Source organism: Nocardiopsis prasina DSM 43845, assembly GCF_000341265.1.
Classification (GTDB): Bacteria; Actinomycetota; Actinomycetes; order Streptosporangiales; family Streptosporangiaceae; genus Nocardiopsis; species Nocardiopsis prasina.
The window spans coordinates 98,101-111,133 of the sequence record NZ_ANAE01000110.1 but is presented as its reverse complement, the minus strand read 5'-3'; the positions used below and the strand labels follow the sequence as shown (position 1 = coordinate 111,133).

The 13,033-nt window shown below is 70.7% G+C and carries 13 protein-coding genes; 7 read left to right on the top strand and 6 right to left on the bottom strand.

The features are described from left to right. The first annotated feature begins 57 nt into the window (after nt 1–57). The 4 genes from meaB (at nt 58) to D452_RS0111190 (ending at nt 3,384) form a co-directional block, all read left to right on the top strand. Nucleotides 58–1,122 carry a methylmalonyl Co-A mutase-associated GTPase MeaB gene (gene meaB / locus D452_RS0111205; protein ID WP_026129198.1) on the top strand — a complete coding sequence of 355 codons (1,065 nt, stop codon included), beginning with the start codon at nt 58–60 and terminating at the stop codon, nt 1,120–1,122. A 309-nt stretch (nt 1,123–1,431) separates the two neighbouring features. Next, nucleotides 1,432–1,803, top strand: coding sequence for an STAS domain-containing protein (locus D452_RS0111200; RefSeq protein ID WP_017544239.1), 372 nt, complete (start codon nt 1,432–1,434; stop codon nt 1,801–1,803). A 302-nt stretch (nt 1,804–2,105) separates the two neighbouring features. Beyond that, nucleotides 2,106–2,696 carry a hypothetical protein gene (locus tag D452_RS0111195; protein WP_152498567.1) on the top strand — a complete coding sequence of 197 codons (591 nt, stop codon included), beginning with the start codon at nt 2,106–2,108 and terminating at the stop codon, nt 2,694–2,696. A 10-nt stretch (nt 2,697–2,706) separates the two neighbouring features. Then, nucleotides 2,707–3,384 (top strand): hypothetical protein, encoded by a 678-nt coding sequence (locus D452_RS0111190; RefSeq protein ID WP_017544237.1) that lies wholly within the window; start codon nt 2,707–2,709, stop codon nt 3,382–3,384. Between the two features lie 75 nt (nt 3,385–3,459). Here D452_RS0111190 and xylA read toward each other — a convergent pair whose 3' ends face one another. Both xylA and D452_RS0111180 read right to left on the bottom strand, forming a co-directional pair. Continuing rightward, nucleotides 3,460–4,617, bottom strand: a complete 1,158-nt coding sequence (xylA, locus tag D452_RS0111185) for a xylose isomerase (protein ID WP_017544236.1) — start codon at nt 4,615–4,617, stop codon at nt 3,460–3,462. 278 nt (nt 4,618–4,895) lie between these two features. Continuing rightward, entirely contained in the window at nt 4,896–6,128 is a 1,233-nt protein-coding gene (locus D452_RS0111180; RefSeq protein WP_017544235.1) for an ROK family transcriptional regulator, read from the bottom strand. 58 nt (nt 6,129–6,186) lie between these two features. On the opposite strand from D452_RS0111180, the gene D452_RS0111175 reads away from it, so the two are divergent. Both D452_RS0111175 and D452_RS0111170 read left to right on the top strand, forming a co-directional pair. Next, nucleotides 6,187–6,768 carry a GNAT family N-acetyltransferase gene (locus D452_RS0111175; protein ID WP_017544234.1) on the top strand — a complete coding sequence of 194 codons (582 nt, stop codon included), beginning with the start codon at nt 6,187–6,189 and terminating at the stop codon, nt 6,766–6,768. A gap of 39 nt (nt 6,769–6,807) precedes the next feature. After that, a complete protein-coding gene (locus D452_RS0111170) occupies nt 6,808–7,278 on the top strand; it encodes an NUDIX hydrolase (RefSeq protein ID WP_017544233.1) in 471 nt (156 codons plus the stop codon). 278 nt (nt 7,279–7,556) lie between these two features. Here the strand turns inward: D452_RS0111170 and D452_RS0111165 are convergent, their stop codons facing one another. From D452_RS0111165 to D452_RS0111155, 3 genes are all read right to left on the bottom strand, one after another. Next, on the bottom strand, nt 7,557–7,817 hold the full coding sequence (locus D452_RS0111165; RefSeq protein WP_017544232.1) for a DUF6504 family protein: 261 nt from the start codon (nt 7,815–7,817) through the stop codon (nt 7,557–7,559). A gap of 217 nt (nt 7,818–8,034) precedes the next feature. Continuing rightward, nucleotides 8,035–8,961, bottom strand: a complete 927-nt coding sequence (locus D452_RS0111160) for a M48 family metallopeptidase (protein ID WP_017544231.1) — start codon at nt 8,959–8,961, stop codon at nt 8,035–8,037. A 117-nt stretch (nt 8,962–9,078) separates the two neighbouring features. Next, nucleotides 9,079–9,765, bottom strand: coding sequence for a DivIVA domain-containing protein (locus D452_RS0111155; protein ID WP_026129197.1), 687 nt, complete (start codon nt 9,763–9,765; stop codon nt 9,079–9,081). A 662-nt stretch (nt 9,766–10,427) separates the two neighbouring features. Between D452_RS0111155 and D452_RS0111150 the strand changes: the two genes are divergently transcribed. Then, nucleotides 10,428–11,654, top strand: a complete 1,227-nt coding sequence (locus D452_RS0111150; RefSeq protein WP_239646368.1) for an LPXTG cell wall anchor domain-containing protein — start codon at nt 10,428–10,430, stop codon at nt 11,652–11,654. 128 nt (nt 11,655–11,782) lie between these two features. On the opposite strand, the gene D452_RS0111145 is transcribed toward D452_RS0111150, so the two are convergent. Next, nucleotides 11,783–12,670 carry an N-acetylmuramoyl-L-alanine amidase gene (locus D452_RS0111145; RefSeq protein WP_017544229.1) on the bottom strand — a complete coding sequence of 296 codons (888 nt, stop codon included), beginning with the start codon at nt 12,668–12,670 and terminating at the stop codon, nt 11,783–11,785. Nucleotides 12,671–13,033: the final 363 nt, after the last annotated feature.

Here is a 13,033-nt window from a genome sequence, read left to right as displayed (position 1 = left end):
GCGGGCCGCAGCGGCCCGGCCGGAGTGCGAGCGGTCGGGTTCCGGCCGGGAGGGGGAGTGGACGTGGCAGTGCGTGGGAGGCGTCCGGTGGACGTGGACGCCCTGGCGGAGGGGGTGCTGTCCGGGCACCGGCCCACCCTGGCCAGGGCGATCACCCTCGTGGAGTCGCGCCGCCCGGACCACGCGCGCGCCGCGCAGGAGCTGTTGGTGCGCCTGCTCCCGCACACGGGCAAGGCCCAGCGGGTGGGCATCACCGGGGTGCCCGGCGTGGGCAAGTCGACCTTCATCGACGCGCTCGGCACCCGGCTCACCTCGCGCGGACACCGGGTGGCCGTGCTCGCGGTCGACCCGTCCTCCACCCGCACCGGCGGCAGCATCCTGGGCGACAAGACCCGCATGGCCGACCTCGCGGTGGACCCCGACGCCTTCATCCGGCCCTCTCCCACGGCGGGCACCCTCGGCGGGGTGGCACGCGCGACCAGGGAGACCATGCTGCTCATGGAGGCGGCCGGGTTCGACGTGGTCCTGGTCGAGACCGTGGGGGTGGGCCAGTCCGAGGTCACCGTCGCCGCCATGGTGGACTGCTTCCTGTTCCTCACGCTGGCCCGCACCGGTGACCAGCTCCAGGGCATCAAGAAGGGCGTCCTGGAACTCGTGGACGTGGTCGCGGTCAACAAGGCCGACGGCCCGCACGCCGACGACGCCCGCAAGGCCGGCCGGGAGCTCTCCCGCGCCCTGCGCCTGCTCCAGCCGGTCCACCCCGAGTGGCGCCCACCGGTGATGACGTGCAGCGGACTGACCGGCGACGGGCTGGACGAGGTGTGGGAGACAGTTCTCGAACACCGGCGCGTGCTGGAGCGCGACGGAGCCCTCGCCGACCGTCGCAGCGCCCAGGGCGTGAGCTGGATGTGGGACCAGGTGCGGGACCAGCTCATGGACACGTTCCTGCGGGACGCGGATGTGGCCGACCTCATCCCCACGATGGAGTCGCGGGTGCGTTCGGGTGAGACCACCGCCACCCTGGCCGCGCGGTCCCTGCTGGACTCCTTCACTCAGGGTGACGACGACTCGGAGGGACGAACCGGCCGTGACCGGCCCTCGAATGACGGTGACGACGCCTGACGGGCACGAAGCAAGACCGGGTTCCATGTCGTGATATGACCCAGGGTGAACGGGAGGTGTCGCCGTCGGGGGAGGGGGTTCTTGCCCATGAGGCGAAAATTTCTTCCCCGATGCCATTCCCGTGGGAGCGGTTCGCTTATACCGTGTGTGTCCAACGACTTACCAGGCCGCTCGGGCGCGCAAGTGTCTCCCCTCACCGGACCGGCTCTGTGGGAGTGGAGCCGGGACCGGTAGTCGTTCCCGGTCGGGCTGCGTATGGTTAAGCGAGGGACCCCTCACCATCTGAACGTGGGGCCGGGAGGAGTGAACGTGCACAGGCTTGGACTGAGCACGCGGTTCGAGAGCCGCAGCGTCATCGTCGCGATCGAGGGAGAACTCGACATCGCGACCGCCGCCGACCTCCAGGAACACATCAAGACCGCGATCGAGGACCACGGTCCGTGGCTGATCCTGGATCTGTCCGCCCTGGACTTCATGGACTCCAGCGGGCTGAACGTCATCATCAACGCCTATCGGAACGTCCGTGAGCTGGACGGTTCCCTGTCTCTGGCGGCTTTGAACGAACGCGTCACCAAGGTCGTCCGACTGGTCGGCCTGCACCGGCAGGTTCCGGTCCACCAGACCGTCGCCACCGCCGTCGCGGCGATGGAGGCCCTGGAGGCCAAACGCCAGGCCGGTTAGTGGTCCACAGGGTTCCGTGGATCCCCTCCCGGGACCGTGACAGCCGCTGACGCCCCTCCTCTCCCGTGCCCTCCTCCGGCAGGCGCGGTGCCCTGCCCGGAGAGGATCGGGTGTCGCCCGGCCATGACCGCCCCGAAGCGGTGCGGTGTCATCGCCCTGTGGACAACTCCGTGCGTCCCCGTTCTCTGGGGGACAATGGAGCCATCAACGACGCACATCCCTCCCCCAGGTCCCCCCGTCGGCTCCTCGACCCCCTCCGCTTCCAGGTCCGCGCCCTGAACGATCCGCGTCACGCCGTACGTGTGGCCGGGATCAGCTTCGCGCTGCTCTTTCTCCTGACCGCCCTCCTGGGCTTCGTCTTCACCCTCGATCTCCCCGCGGCCGCTCGCATCACCCTGGCCCTGTTCGGAGGGGTCGTGGTCCTCCCGCTCTTCGTGGTCGGGCTCACCGCTCTCCTGAACCTGGCACCGTCCAGGGTCGAACTCCCCACTGACACCCGTCCCGCCGACCTGCGCGCCGCGAGAAGGGTACTCCGCTCGGGAACGCTGACCGGCGTCCCCGCCGTCGACCGGATCGCCGCGGCTCTGGCCGCCCAGGTCCGGGGCCAGCGGATGTGGCCGATGACGCTGGGACTGTGCGTCCTGGCCGGGTTCAACCTGTTCCTGTCCCTCGACCGGTACGCCTCCCTCGGCTTCTGGGGCGCCGCGTCCACGTTCTTCCTCGCGGTGGGCGTCTTCGTGGTGGTCCTGGTGACCCTGGCCGTTCCCGAGGAGATCAAGTCCAAGCGGAGAGCCCGGGCCGTGGTCGAGGCCTTCGCCGCCACGGGGCGCGCGACGGTCAGTCATCGGGGCCCCACCAAGGGGTCTCGGATTGGTAACGAGAATTCCGGGTAGTGGGTTCGGCATGAACGAGCACACGACTCACCCCCGGTCCGCTCGCCGACATCCCAGGGCCCTGTTCGGTCAGATGCAGGTCTACGCGCAGAACAACCCGCGTGCCTACGCCGTCAGGGCCATGTCGGTCGTCCTTTTCCTGGCGCTGCTCCCGCCACTCGTCCTCTGCGTGATCCTGCTCGACGACTGGACGGCGTTCGTCCCGGTCCTCCTCGGTGCGGCAGCCCCCGTCGTGGTCATCGGCGCCCTGATGGTGTGGCTGATGCCCAAGTTCCTGCGCCGGACCCTCGGCACCTCGACCCTGCATCCGGACACTGACCCGGTGGACCTGCTGGAGGCCAAGCGTCAGCTGCGCCGTGGCGGTCTCCACGAGCGGGACGAGGTCAACCGGATCGCGCGGGTGGTCGCCGCCCAGGCGGAGGCGAAGATCAACTCCCCGAAGACCGTCAACGTGCTGAGCGCGGTCGGACTGGTGATGTTCGGTGCGCTGACGATCATGAACTACCTGCTCAGCGGCATGGATCGCGACTTCTTCTTCACCGCGGCGTTCACCTTGCTGTTCGTCGCGTACCTGCTCTTCCTCGGACCCTGGACGAAGCGCTACCGCCAGCGGGCGCGGGACTTCGCGCGGCTCTACGACGAGCGCGCCGCCGTCCAGGACGAGGCCCCGGGGACTGTCGGCGGCTGATCTGAGACCGCTCGGATGACTCCGAGCCCCCCGCGCCCCCGGCGAACGTCCCCCGTCCGCCGGGGGCGCCCCCTGTCAGCGCACGCCGAAGAGGTGGTCCAGGGCGAGCTGGTCCAGCCGCTCGAAGTGGTACCCGCGCGGTCCCACCGCCTCCAGGTCCAGCTCCTCCCCGAGCAGGTCCTTCACGCTCTCCCCGTGCGAGAGCGTGGGTTCGGACAGCTCGGCGACCCGGGACTCGGCCAGCGCGGCGGCCACCTCCGGGTCGGCGCGGAAGGCGGCGGCCCTCTCCTTGAGGATCAGGTAGTTGCGCATGCAGCCCGCCGCTGACTCCCACACCCCGGACACGTCCTCGGTGCGGGGCGGCTTGAAGTCGAAGTGCCGCGGACCCTCGTACCCGGACCGCTCCAGCAGGTCGACGAGGAAGAAGGCCTCTTTGACGTCGCCCGCGCCGAAGCGCAGGTCCTGGTCGTACTTGACGCCGCGCTGTCCGTTGAGGTCGATGTGGAAGAGCTTGTCCGCCCACAGCGCTTGGGCGACCCCGTGCGCGAAGTTCAGACCGGCCATCTGCTCGTGGCCGACCTCCGGGTTGACCCCCACCATCTCCGGGTGGGCCAGCCGTTCGATGAAGGCGAGGGCGTGGCCGACCGTGGGCAGCAGCACGTCGCCGCGTGGTTCGTTGGGCTTGGGTTCGATGGCGAAGCGCAGGTCGTACCCCTGTTCCAGCACGTACGAGCACAGGAGGTCGAAGGCCTCGCGCAGGCGGTCCAGGGCCGCGCGGTGGTCCTTGCCCGCCTCGGTCTCGGCGCCGTCCTGGCCGCCCCAGCACACGAAGGTCCGCGCGCCGAGGGAGACCGCGAGGTCGATGTTGCGGATGACCTTGCGCAGCGCGTAGCGGCGCACGTCCCGGCTGTTGGAGGTGAATCCGCCGTCCCGGAAGACCGGGTGGCTGAACAGGTTGGTGGTGACCATCGGCACCCGCAGCCCGGTCTCGTCGAGCGCACCCCGGAAGCGCTGGAGGATCTCGTCCCGTTCACCGGAGGTGCTGCCCGGCGGGACGAGGTCGTCGTCGTGGAAGGTGATGCCGTAGGCACCGAGGTCCGCGAGGCGGTGCACGGCGTCCACCGGGTCGAGGACCGGGCGGACCGGGTCGCCGAAGGTGTTGACGCCGCGCCAGCCCACGGTCCACAGGCCGAAGGTGAAGCGGTCCTCGGGTGTGGGGCGGAGTTCGGTCATGTGTGCTCCTGGGGGTCGGTCCGTGGAGGGCATCGGACCCGGCCAGTTTGTCTAGAGCCACAACTAATTGTCAACGGGTCGTTTCGTCCAGCCTGGGTATCCCGCACGCGTGGTCGGGGTCGGCTCGGATCACCGGGGGCGGACTGCCGAGCGTCCAACGGGCCCAGGGGCCGTCGTGGTGGAGGGCGGGGCACAGCACGAGCCGGTCGGGCTCCAGCGAAGCGACCGGGCGCAGGGAGCCCGCAGGGGAGGGGGCTCGAACGCCCCCGCGCCTCCGCCTACGGCAGCGGCAGCTCACCCGCGTCCAGGCCGTGGATCATCACGGCGGCGCCACCCCGTGACGCGGCGCTCATGCCGAGGTCGGAGGGCTCCACCCGGCACCCGCCCGCCTCGGGGGCGAAGGACCGGGCCCGGGCCTGCACCCGGCAGGCGGGGAGCAGCCACGGGGCCATCGGCACGAAGTACCCGCCCACCACCACGGCCCCGGGGTTGACCACGTTCACCAGGGTCGCCACCCCGCGTCCCAACCAGGTTCCGGCCCGTTCCAGGGCCTCGACGGCGGTCGGGTCGGCCGCCGACGCGCGGGCCACCACGGTGTCGACCAGGTCCGCGACGTCCCCGCCGTTCAGGGGGAGGTCCCCGACCAGGTCGGGCAGGGCGGCGCGCAGGATCGCCCCGATCCCGGCCAACGCCTCGAGGCAGCCCCGTCGCCCGCAGGAGCACTCCGGGCCGTCGGTGGTCAGCTCAAGGTGGCCGATCTCCCCGGCGAAACCGCCCGCTCCTCTCAACAGCTCTCCCCCGGTCAGCACGCCCGCGCCGATCCCCACCTCACCGGTCACGTACACGAGGTCGCCGAGACCGGCGAGGGAACCGAACCGGTACTCGGCCATGGCGCCGAGGTTGGCGTCGTTGTCGACCAGGACGGTGGCCTCCGCGAGAGTCGAACCCTCCAACCTGGTGCGCAGGAGGTCGCGGAGCGGGACGTCCCGCCAGTCCAGGTTGGGAGCCCGTGTCACCGTGCCCGAGGGGGCGTCGATCAGCCCGGGCACCGCGACGCTCACCCCGACCACCGTGCGGCCCTTCATCGCGGGTTCCTCGGTGACCTCGCGCAGGGCGGTCGCGATCCGGTCCGCGCAGGCGTGTGCCCCGGCGGAACGGGCGTCCAGCGGCACGTGCCCTCGCACCAGTTCCCGGTGGACCAGGTCCACGGCCACCACCGAGAGGTAGTCGACGTTCACCTCCACGCCGACCGCGGCCACGGAGCGGTCGTCCAGGGCCAGCAGGACACCGGGGCGGCCCACCCGCCCCTGCGGGGTCTGCCCGGTCTCCCTGACCAGGCCACGGTCCATGAGGTCGGCGACCAGGCTGGACACGGTGGTCTTGTTCAATCCTGTGGCAGTGGCGACGGCGGCGCGCGAGCACGGGGAGAGCGCGCGGACGGTCCGCAGCACGGCCCGGAGGTTGTTCTCGCGGATGGTGTGCAGACCCGCCGTGCCCGTACCGGCCGCCACCGTACCCCCCGTCGAAAACCCGTTGCCCGCGTGTGGGGGCGCTGGTTGGATTCCCATCATGGTGCCTCCCGACGTCTTCCGCGACCAGCCCTCCCTCCTCGGTGACCGGGTCCGGCTCGAACCGCTCGGCGCCGCCAACGCGCACGAGATCATCCCCGGCCTGGTGGACATGGACCCGCAGGTCCGCAGGCTCACCGGCACCCACCGGGAGTTCGACGCCGAGGAGCTGCTCCGAGTGTTCACGGCGCGCGAGCACCGACACGACCGGGCCGACTGGGTGATTCGCGCGCGGGCGGACGGCGCGGTCCTCGGGGAGTGCGCGCTCATCGACCTGGACCCGGACAACGCGGAAGCGCACTACCGGATCGCCCTCGGCTCCATGGCGGTCACCGGCCAGGGCTTCGGAACGGAGACCACCGACCTGGTCCTGGAGTACGCCTTCGAGACGGCCGGTCTGCACCGTGTGGCCCTGGAGGTGTTCGCCTTCAACACCCGCGCCGAGCGCTCCTACGCCAGGTCGGGTTTCGTCCGCGAAGGAGTGTGGCGTGAGCACCTGTGCTGGGACGGCGCCTGGCACGACGCGGTCCTGATGTCGGTCCTGGACCACGAGTACGCCGAACTCCGCCGTGGGCGTGGTTGATCAGCCGGACCCGCCCGGTTCGGCGTTAGTGTCGGTGCCATGCCCGTTCCGGACTTCGTCACCCAGCTGCGTGAGCACGTCGGCCACTCCCTCCTGCCCCTGGTGGGGGTGACCGGTGTGGTGCTCGACGACGACGGGCGCGTGCTCCTGCACCAGCGTTCCGACGACGGGCGCTGGGCCACCCCCGGCGGCATCCTCGAACCGGGGGAGCAGCCCGCCCAGGCGGTGGTCCGCGAGGTGTGGGAGGAGACCGGTGTGCGGGTCGAGGTGGACCGACTGGTCACCGTGATCGGTCAGGAACCGCACACCTACCCCAACGGCGACCGTGTGCAGTTCCTCGACCTCGCCTTCCGGTGCCGTCCGGTCGGCGGGAGGCCCCGGGTCGACGGTGACGAGAGCCTGGACGTGGACTGGTTCGCCGAGTCCGAGATGCCGCCCATGGCCGAACGCATCCTGGAACGTGTCCGCTGGGCCCGTGGCGACGACGGTGAACCGTACTACGAGCGCTGATACGGTGACCGACATGCAGCGCGCCGCAGTGACGACGACGCCGGAACCAGTCCCGGCGCGCTGAACCGAGTTTTCGACAGGCCCCGGGGCGAGTGCCCCGGGGCCTTCGTCCTGCGTTCACTCGTCCCACACCGGGAGGAACGAGATGACCGCACAGCACGACCACCGCAGGCTCGGCCGTGAGCTGGAGCTCTTCGGCACCGACCCACTGATCTGAGCGCGGCAGCCTGGGCGCGCGGATCAGGGCGGCCCGGTTGGTGCCCTACCCGGAGCGCCCGTCAGCCCCACTGGCGCCGCATGGTCCAGCGGTCCGAGGCGGCGTCCCGGGAGATGTCGATGATGCTGGGGTGCCCGGTCTCGGACTCCGCCGAGACGCGGAGCAGGTGGATGTGGGTGGCCGGTACGCCCGGGGCCCCGGGCCGGGCGGGCCAGTCGCCGATGATCCGGCGCACGCGGAAGGTGTGGCCGCGCCAGGTGAACTTGGCGGGGTGTCCACGGTCGGTGGAACGGACGTCGATCTGGTCGTTCAGGAGACTCACAAGGGACACTGTATCGAACGGGTGTTCGAACGAGTCAAGTCTTCGGGAGGTGGCACGGGTCGCTTTTCGTGGAGAACCCCCCTGGTCGGGGCCCTGTGGCGCGATCGCCGCGCGCCAACGCCTCCAGTGGGGGAGTGTCCTCTCGTCGCCGTCGGGCGACCCCGCTACTCCGGCCGTTCACTGCGGTGGCGCCCGGGAGGGCTGCCAGGGGCGGCTCCTAGAGGAACACCCGGCCGCGGCGGTCGCGGTCGCGCAGGGCGGCCATTCTGCGGGTGTTGCTCGGGCGTCGCGAGAGCAGGTGGTAGAGCATCAGCGAGCAGTCCCGGTCCGTGCGCGCGCGGGCGGCCATCTCGCCCAGGTTCACCCGCGTGTACAGGGTGGGGCCGCCGGCGAAGAGCCGCACCGAGTGGGCCCCCTCGGGAACGTGCGCGTGCGCGTGGTTGTCGGCCGTGTACTCGCTGGCCCGGGACAGCGCCGAGCCCAGGCCGGGGACCAGGTCCGCGCCGAGGGTGGCCACCCGCCTCCAGTAACCCGCGTGCCCGGCGGCGAGGTGACCCATCTGGTGGGCGACGAGGAAGGCGAGGGCCTCCCGGTCGCGCGGGAGGCCCCTGTCGTCGAGCAGGGCGTCCGGCAACACCAGGTAGCGCCGGAGGCCGTGGGCGGCGGCGTCGGCGTGAGCCGAGACCGGTCCGGGGCGGACGTACGCCTCCGGGGGGCGGGCCAGACCCATCTCCTGCGCCAGCGACACCACCACCCGGTACGCCTCGGGGAACTGGGTGGGCGACATCCGGACCGACTCCGCGCGCTCACGGGCGTACCGGAGCCCACGTGCCGACCAGCACACGAACAGCACCGCGGCCAGTGCCAGCACCGTCCACAGCAGGGAATCCGACACCGACCACACCAGCCTCAACAGCACCATCGCCAGGGCCAGCGTCACCGTCACGCTGAGCGCGAGCAGCGGTCTCTCCCAGGGGTGCGCCGAAGCCGGGACGACCTCCTCGTCGGTGTCGGCGTCGGTCGGATACGGGTCGCCCGCGTGCCCGTGCGGGGAGGGCCGGTGCGCGGGCCACGGTCCGGGGATGGTGGTGCAGCCTGGAATCCCCTGGACCGCGCTCGTCGGGGAGCTACCCCAAGACGGCATGGAATGTCGCATACTGCTCCCCTCGGGCCGCCCTTGACAGGGAATGACTACTCCCTGTGCACAAATATTACTTTGCGCTTTCCTTTGTGTGGTGTGGCGGAGGCGGCGTGTCCGGGCTCAGGAGCGCTCGTGGCGGCGGAACTCCTCGGCGAGCTCGTCCAGGAACTGGTCCACCTGCGCCGGGTCGTAACCGGGGCGGGCCCGTGTGGTGGCGAACTGGACCCGCTCCACCTCGGCGGAGGTGAGCGTGGCCCGGTCCGGTCTCCCCTGGAGGAGGACCTCCAGGCTGTACTCGGCGCGGTCCAGGAAGTCGTCCACCTCCTGCTCGTTGTAGCCGGTGGTCAGCCGGGTGGTGGCGAAGCGCTTCTCCCTGATGTCCCGGGGGGCCATCTCCGGGCCGCCGGATTGCGGGTCGGTCCGGTTCGGGCCCGCGTAGCCCTGCCCCTGGCCCTGGCCGGGGGGCTGTGCGGGGTCGGCCTGCCCCGGGTGCGGAGGCAGGGGAGGCGGCGACGCGGGCTGGCCCAGACCGCGCCCGGCGAGGTCGGCGACGACGAGGTCGAGGAAGTCGTCCACCTCGTCCTCGCGGTAGCCGGGGCTCATCCGGGTGGTGCGGAACCGGGAGTTGCGGATCTCGTCCGCGGTGAGCAGCGGTCCCGTACGCGGACCGCCCTCCAGCGCCACCAGGGTCGCCTCGATCCGGTCGAGAAGCGCGTCGACGTCCTCCTCGTTGTAGCCCGGGCGCAGACGCACCGTGTGGAACTTCTTGTTGCGGATGTCCGCCGGTGTCAGAGGCATGGTCCCCATTGTGCAGTTCACGAGGTTCGTAGGTGCGGTATCAAGCGTCCGCGTGTGCGTTCGGGGCCGCCGGGTCGGACGCCGGTGTTCGGCGGGCGGCGGCCCGCAGGCGTTCTCCGCCGCGCGGCGACTCGAACGGCGGGTGCGCGAGGGCTGGGGGAACTCATGGCTCGCATTATGCCGAGGGGACGTGGCGCATGCCATACGACCGGTGGTTCTGGCCGGGTGCGGACGTGGACTCCGGCCCTGACCAGGTGTCCTCCCGGGCGCGTCTTCCTTGTAAGACGCCCCACCCCGGTGAAGGTTTACCGGAATCAAAAAGAATTACTGGAATTGTCGACAGTGATTACTCAGTGCGTTCGGAGATTCATCGTGACCCTTTTGAGATCAGTGATCATGCATTTGATCTTTGTGGTGACTGTATTGTCTCCGTAGGGAATGGAAAGCCACTCGGCCGGTTCTTCCGGCTCTTGCCCTCTGTGGGCCGAAACCGTGCGCGCTCTCTGTTTTCGCAGGTCAAAGGCTTCTGTGTGCCTTGGCCGTCCCCCATTCGACCCTGGTCCGTGATTCCGCGTTCCGAGACTTCCCGCCTTTGTGTTCCGGCGGTGGAAGCCCAGGCCAGGCCTGGCCCCAACCCATGTGGGCCTGGACGATCCAAACGAGGATTGATCTTGAAGAACGCTTCTCGAATCTCCGCGCGCCGCGTGCTCCAGGGCGGTGCCGCGTTCGCCGCGCTGGGCGCCCTCACCCTGGCCGCCGCCTCGCCCGCCCACGCCGACACCTACGGGTGGGGCTACGCCTCGGCCCTCGGCGCCTCCAGCCCCACGCAGACCTACATCACCAAGGACCAGACGGTCTCGGACTCCTTCAGCGGCGCCATCGGCAGCTGGCTGACTGTTGAGGGCACCACCACCGCCACCGTGAACTCCAGCGGGGCCACCGGTACCGCCGTCGTGGACACCGCTCGCATCGTCATCACCGAGGCCGACCTCCCCGGCATCCTCGACCCCGAGGACGACTCGGACGAGGACGAGGAGACCCCGGACGAAGACCCCGAGGACTCCGAGGACGACGAGGACGCCGACGACGAGGGCGACGACGACGCCCCCGAGGGTGACGACACCCCGGACGCCGGTGACGGTGAGGGTGACACCGACGTCCCGGACCACGGCGGAACCGACCAGCCCGCGGACGAGCCGACCGAGCAGCCCACCGATCAGCCGTCCGACGAGCCCGCGGACCCCGCCGAGGACGGTGACGACGACGAGGACAACGAGAACACCACGGCCTCCGCCGACGTCATCGAGCTCGACGAGGAGAACTCCGAACTGGTCGACAACGGCAGCGAGATCCTGCTCGAGGCCACCATCAACGGTGCGAGCGTCTCCACCAGCCAGGGCTGGGACGGCTCGGTCAACCACGGCTTCGACGCCGGGGTCCTCGGCGCGTCCACGCTCCAGGCCCAGGTCGAGGACGAGACCGTCGAGCTCCAGGTGTCGCTCGAGCCCGTCAGCGGTGTCTACGAGACCGAGGACGCCGGGTTCGTCTGGAACGACGCCGTCACCGACATGTACATCACCTTCAGCGTCGGCGACGAGATCGTCTCCGGCTTCCTGATCGCCGAGAGCGCCGCGGGCATCACCACCGGCTCGGTCGACGGTGGCGGCGACGACGGTGGCGACGACGACGCCAAGAACCCGCCGGTCAAGGAGCGCGACGCCGACACTGTCCCGAAGACGGAAGCCAAGGACGCCCAGCCCCTGGCCAAGACCGGTTCGCCGATCGCCGGTCTGATCGCGGCCGGTGCCGCGATCGCCGCCGGTGGTGGCGCCGCCGCTTACCTGGCGCGTCGCAAGAAGAAGAGCGGTGAAGAGGCCCCCGAGACCAACGAGGGCTAGCCGGTCCGGTTCCGACACCGGCCGGGCCGCGTGAGACGAGCGGCGCGGACGGTTCGGTCCGACCGGCGCCGGGGCGGGCCCCGGGGAGAGATCCCCGGGGCCCGCCCTGTTCGTGCCCGGGGTCGCGCCTACTCGCGCAGGAGGTAGGTGGCCAGCCCGCGGGCGATGGAGTCGGCGGCGCGCTCACGCCAATCCGGGTCCTCCAGGAGTTCGGCGTCCTCCGCGTTGCGCATGTTCCCGGCCTCCAGGAACACCTTCGGAACCGTCGACATGTTCAGCCCGCCCAGGTCCGTGCGCTCGTCCAGGCCCTCCTCCGCCAGGTAGTCGGCGTAGGGGACCTCGCTGCCCTCAAGGTACTCACGGCGGATGTCCTCTGCGAGGAGCGCGGACGGTTCGACGATCTCCTCGGTGAAGCCGCTCACCTCACCGGGGGTGATGACGTGGAAGCCCCGCCCCGAACCGGGGCCGCCGTCCGCGTGGATGGACAGGGCGACGTCCGCGCCGTTCTCGTTGGCGATCTCGGCCCGCTCGTTGACGCACGGTCCCACGCCCTCGTTGTCCTCGCGGGTGAGGATCACCGTGGCGCCGTCCGCCTCCAGCCGTTCCTGGACGAGCAGTGACAGGTCCCAGTTGAACTCGTGTTCCGCGTAGCCGTTGACGCTCTCGGCGCCGACGGTGTCGCAGGCCTTCTCACCGGGTCCGGCGGGCACAAGTGTGTTGATCTCGCTCGGGGCGTCGGCGTTGCCCCCGTTGTGACCCGGGTCGATGACCACGACGCGGTCGCCGAGCGGGCCGTCGCCGGGCGGAACCGCCTCGTCGTCAGCGGGTGATCCGCTCTCTCCCGCGGCGCCGGATCCGTCCTCCGGACCGGGCAGCGGAGGTGCCGCCGTCGGGTCGGTACCGGGTGCGCCGCCCGCCGGGGACGAGCAGCCCGCGGTCCAGACGACGGCGAGCGAGAGCAGGGCCAGAGCGCGGGTGGCGCGGCTCCGGCGCCCTGTTGGTACGCAGACGAGCATGCCCCAAACGTAGCCGCAGTCCGTGACCCCGTCGTACCCCAACAAATCAGGACGTACGGGGTGCTTCGTATTCTCGCGCCCGGCCGGGTCTCGGAGAACGCATGCCCCCCACGCCCCCCACCTGCCACGCCCTCCTGGTGCGCCATTCCTTTCGGTTCCGCGTTCCGCCAGCTCAGAAGGGTGTGCCACCGGCGCCCCGGAACTCGCGCACCACCGTCCCCGCGTCGACCGAACGGTTTCCGTTTTGTGATCAAGCGACTAGGCTCGCCGTGTGGACCGCCCCGCACACGGCACTCCACACCGAATCCGTACCTCGACCGGACGAGGGGCACACACCCCGTCCCGGAACACCGCTCCCGGCCG

Bases quoted from the DNA above. Each gene is read 5' to 3' on its own strand.
- D452_RS0111190 (WP_017544237.1), top strand. From the start codon at position 2,707: ATGAACGAGCACACGACTCACCCCCGGTCCGCTCGCCGACATCCCAGG.
- xylA (WP_017544236.1), bottom strand. From the start codon at position 4,617: ATGACCGAACTCCGCCCCACACCCGAGGACCGCTTCACCTTCGGCCTG.
- D452_RS0111175 (WP_017544234.1), top strand. From the start codon at position 6,187: ATGGTGCCTCCCGACGTCTTCCGCGACCAGCCCTCCCTCCTCGGTGAC.
- D452_RS0111170 (WP_017544233.1), top strand. From the start codon at position 6,808: ATGCCCGTTCCGGACTTCGTCACCCAGCTGCGTGAGCACGTCGGCCAC.
- D452_RS0111160 (WP_017544231.1), bottom strand. From the start codon at position 8,961: ATGCCGTCTTGGGGTAGCTCCCCGACGAGCGCGGTCCAGGGGATTCCA.
- D452_RS0111155 (WP_026129197.1), bottom strand. From the start codon at position 9,765: ATGGGGACCATGCCTCTGACACCGGCGGACATCCGCAACAAGAAGTTC.
- D452_RS0111145 (WP_017544229.1), bottom strand. From the start codon at position 12,670: ATGCTCGTCTGCGTACCAACAGGGCGCCGGAGCCGCGCCACCCGCGCT.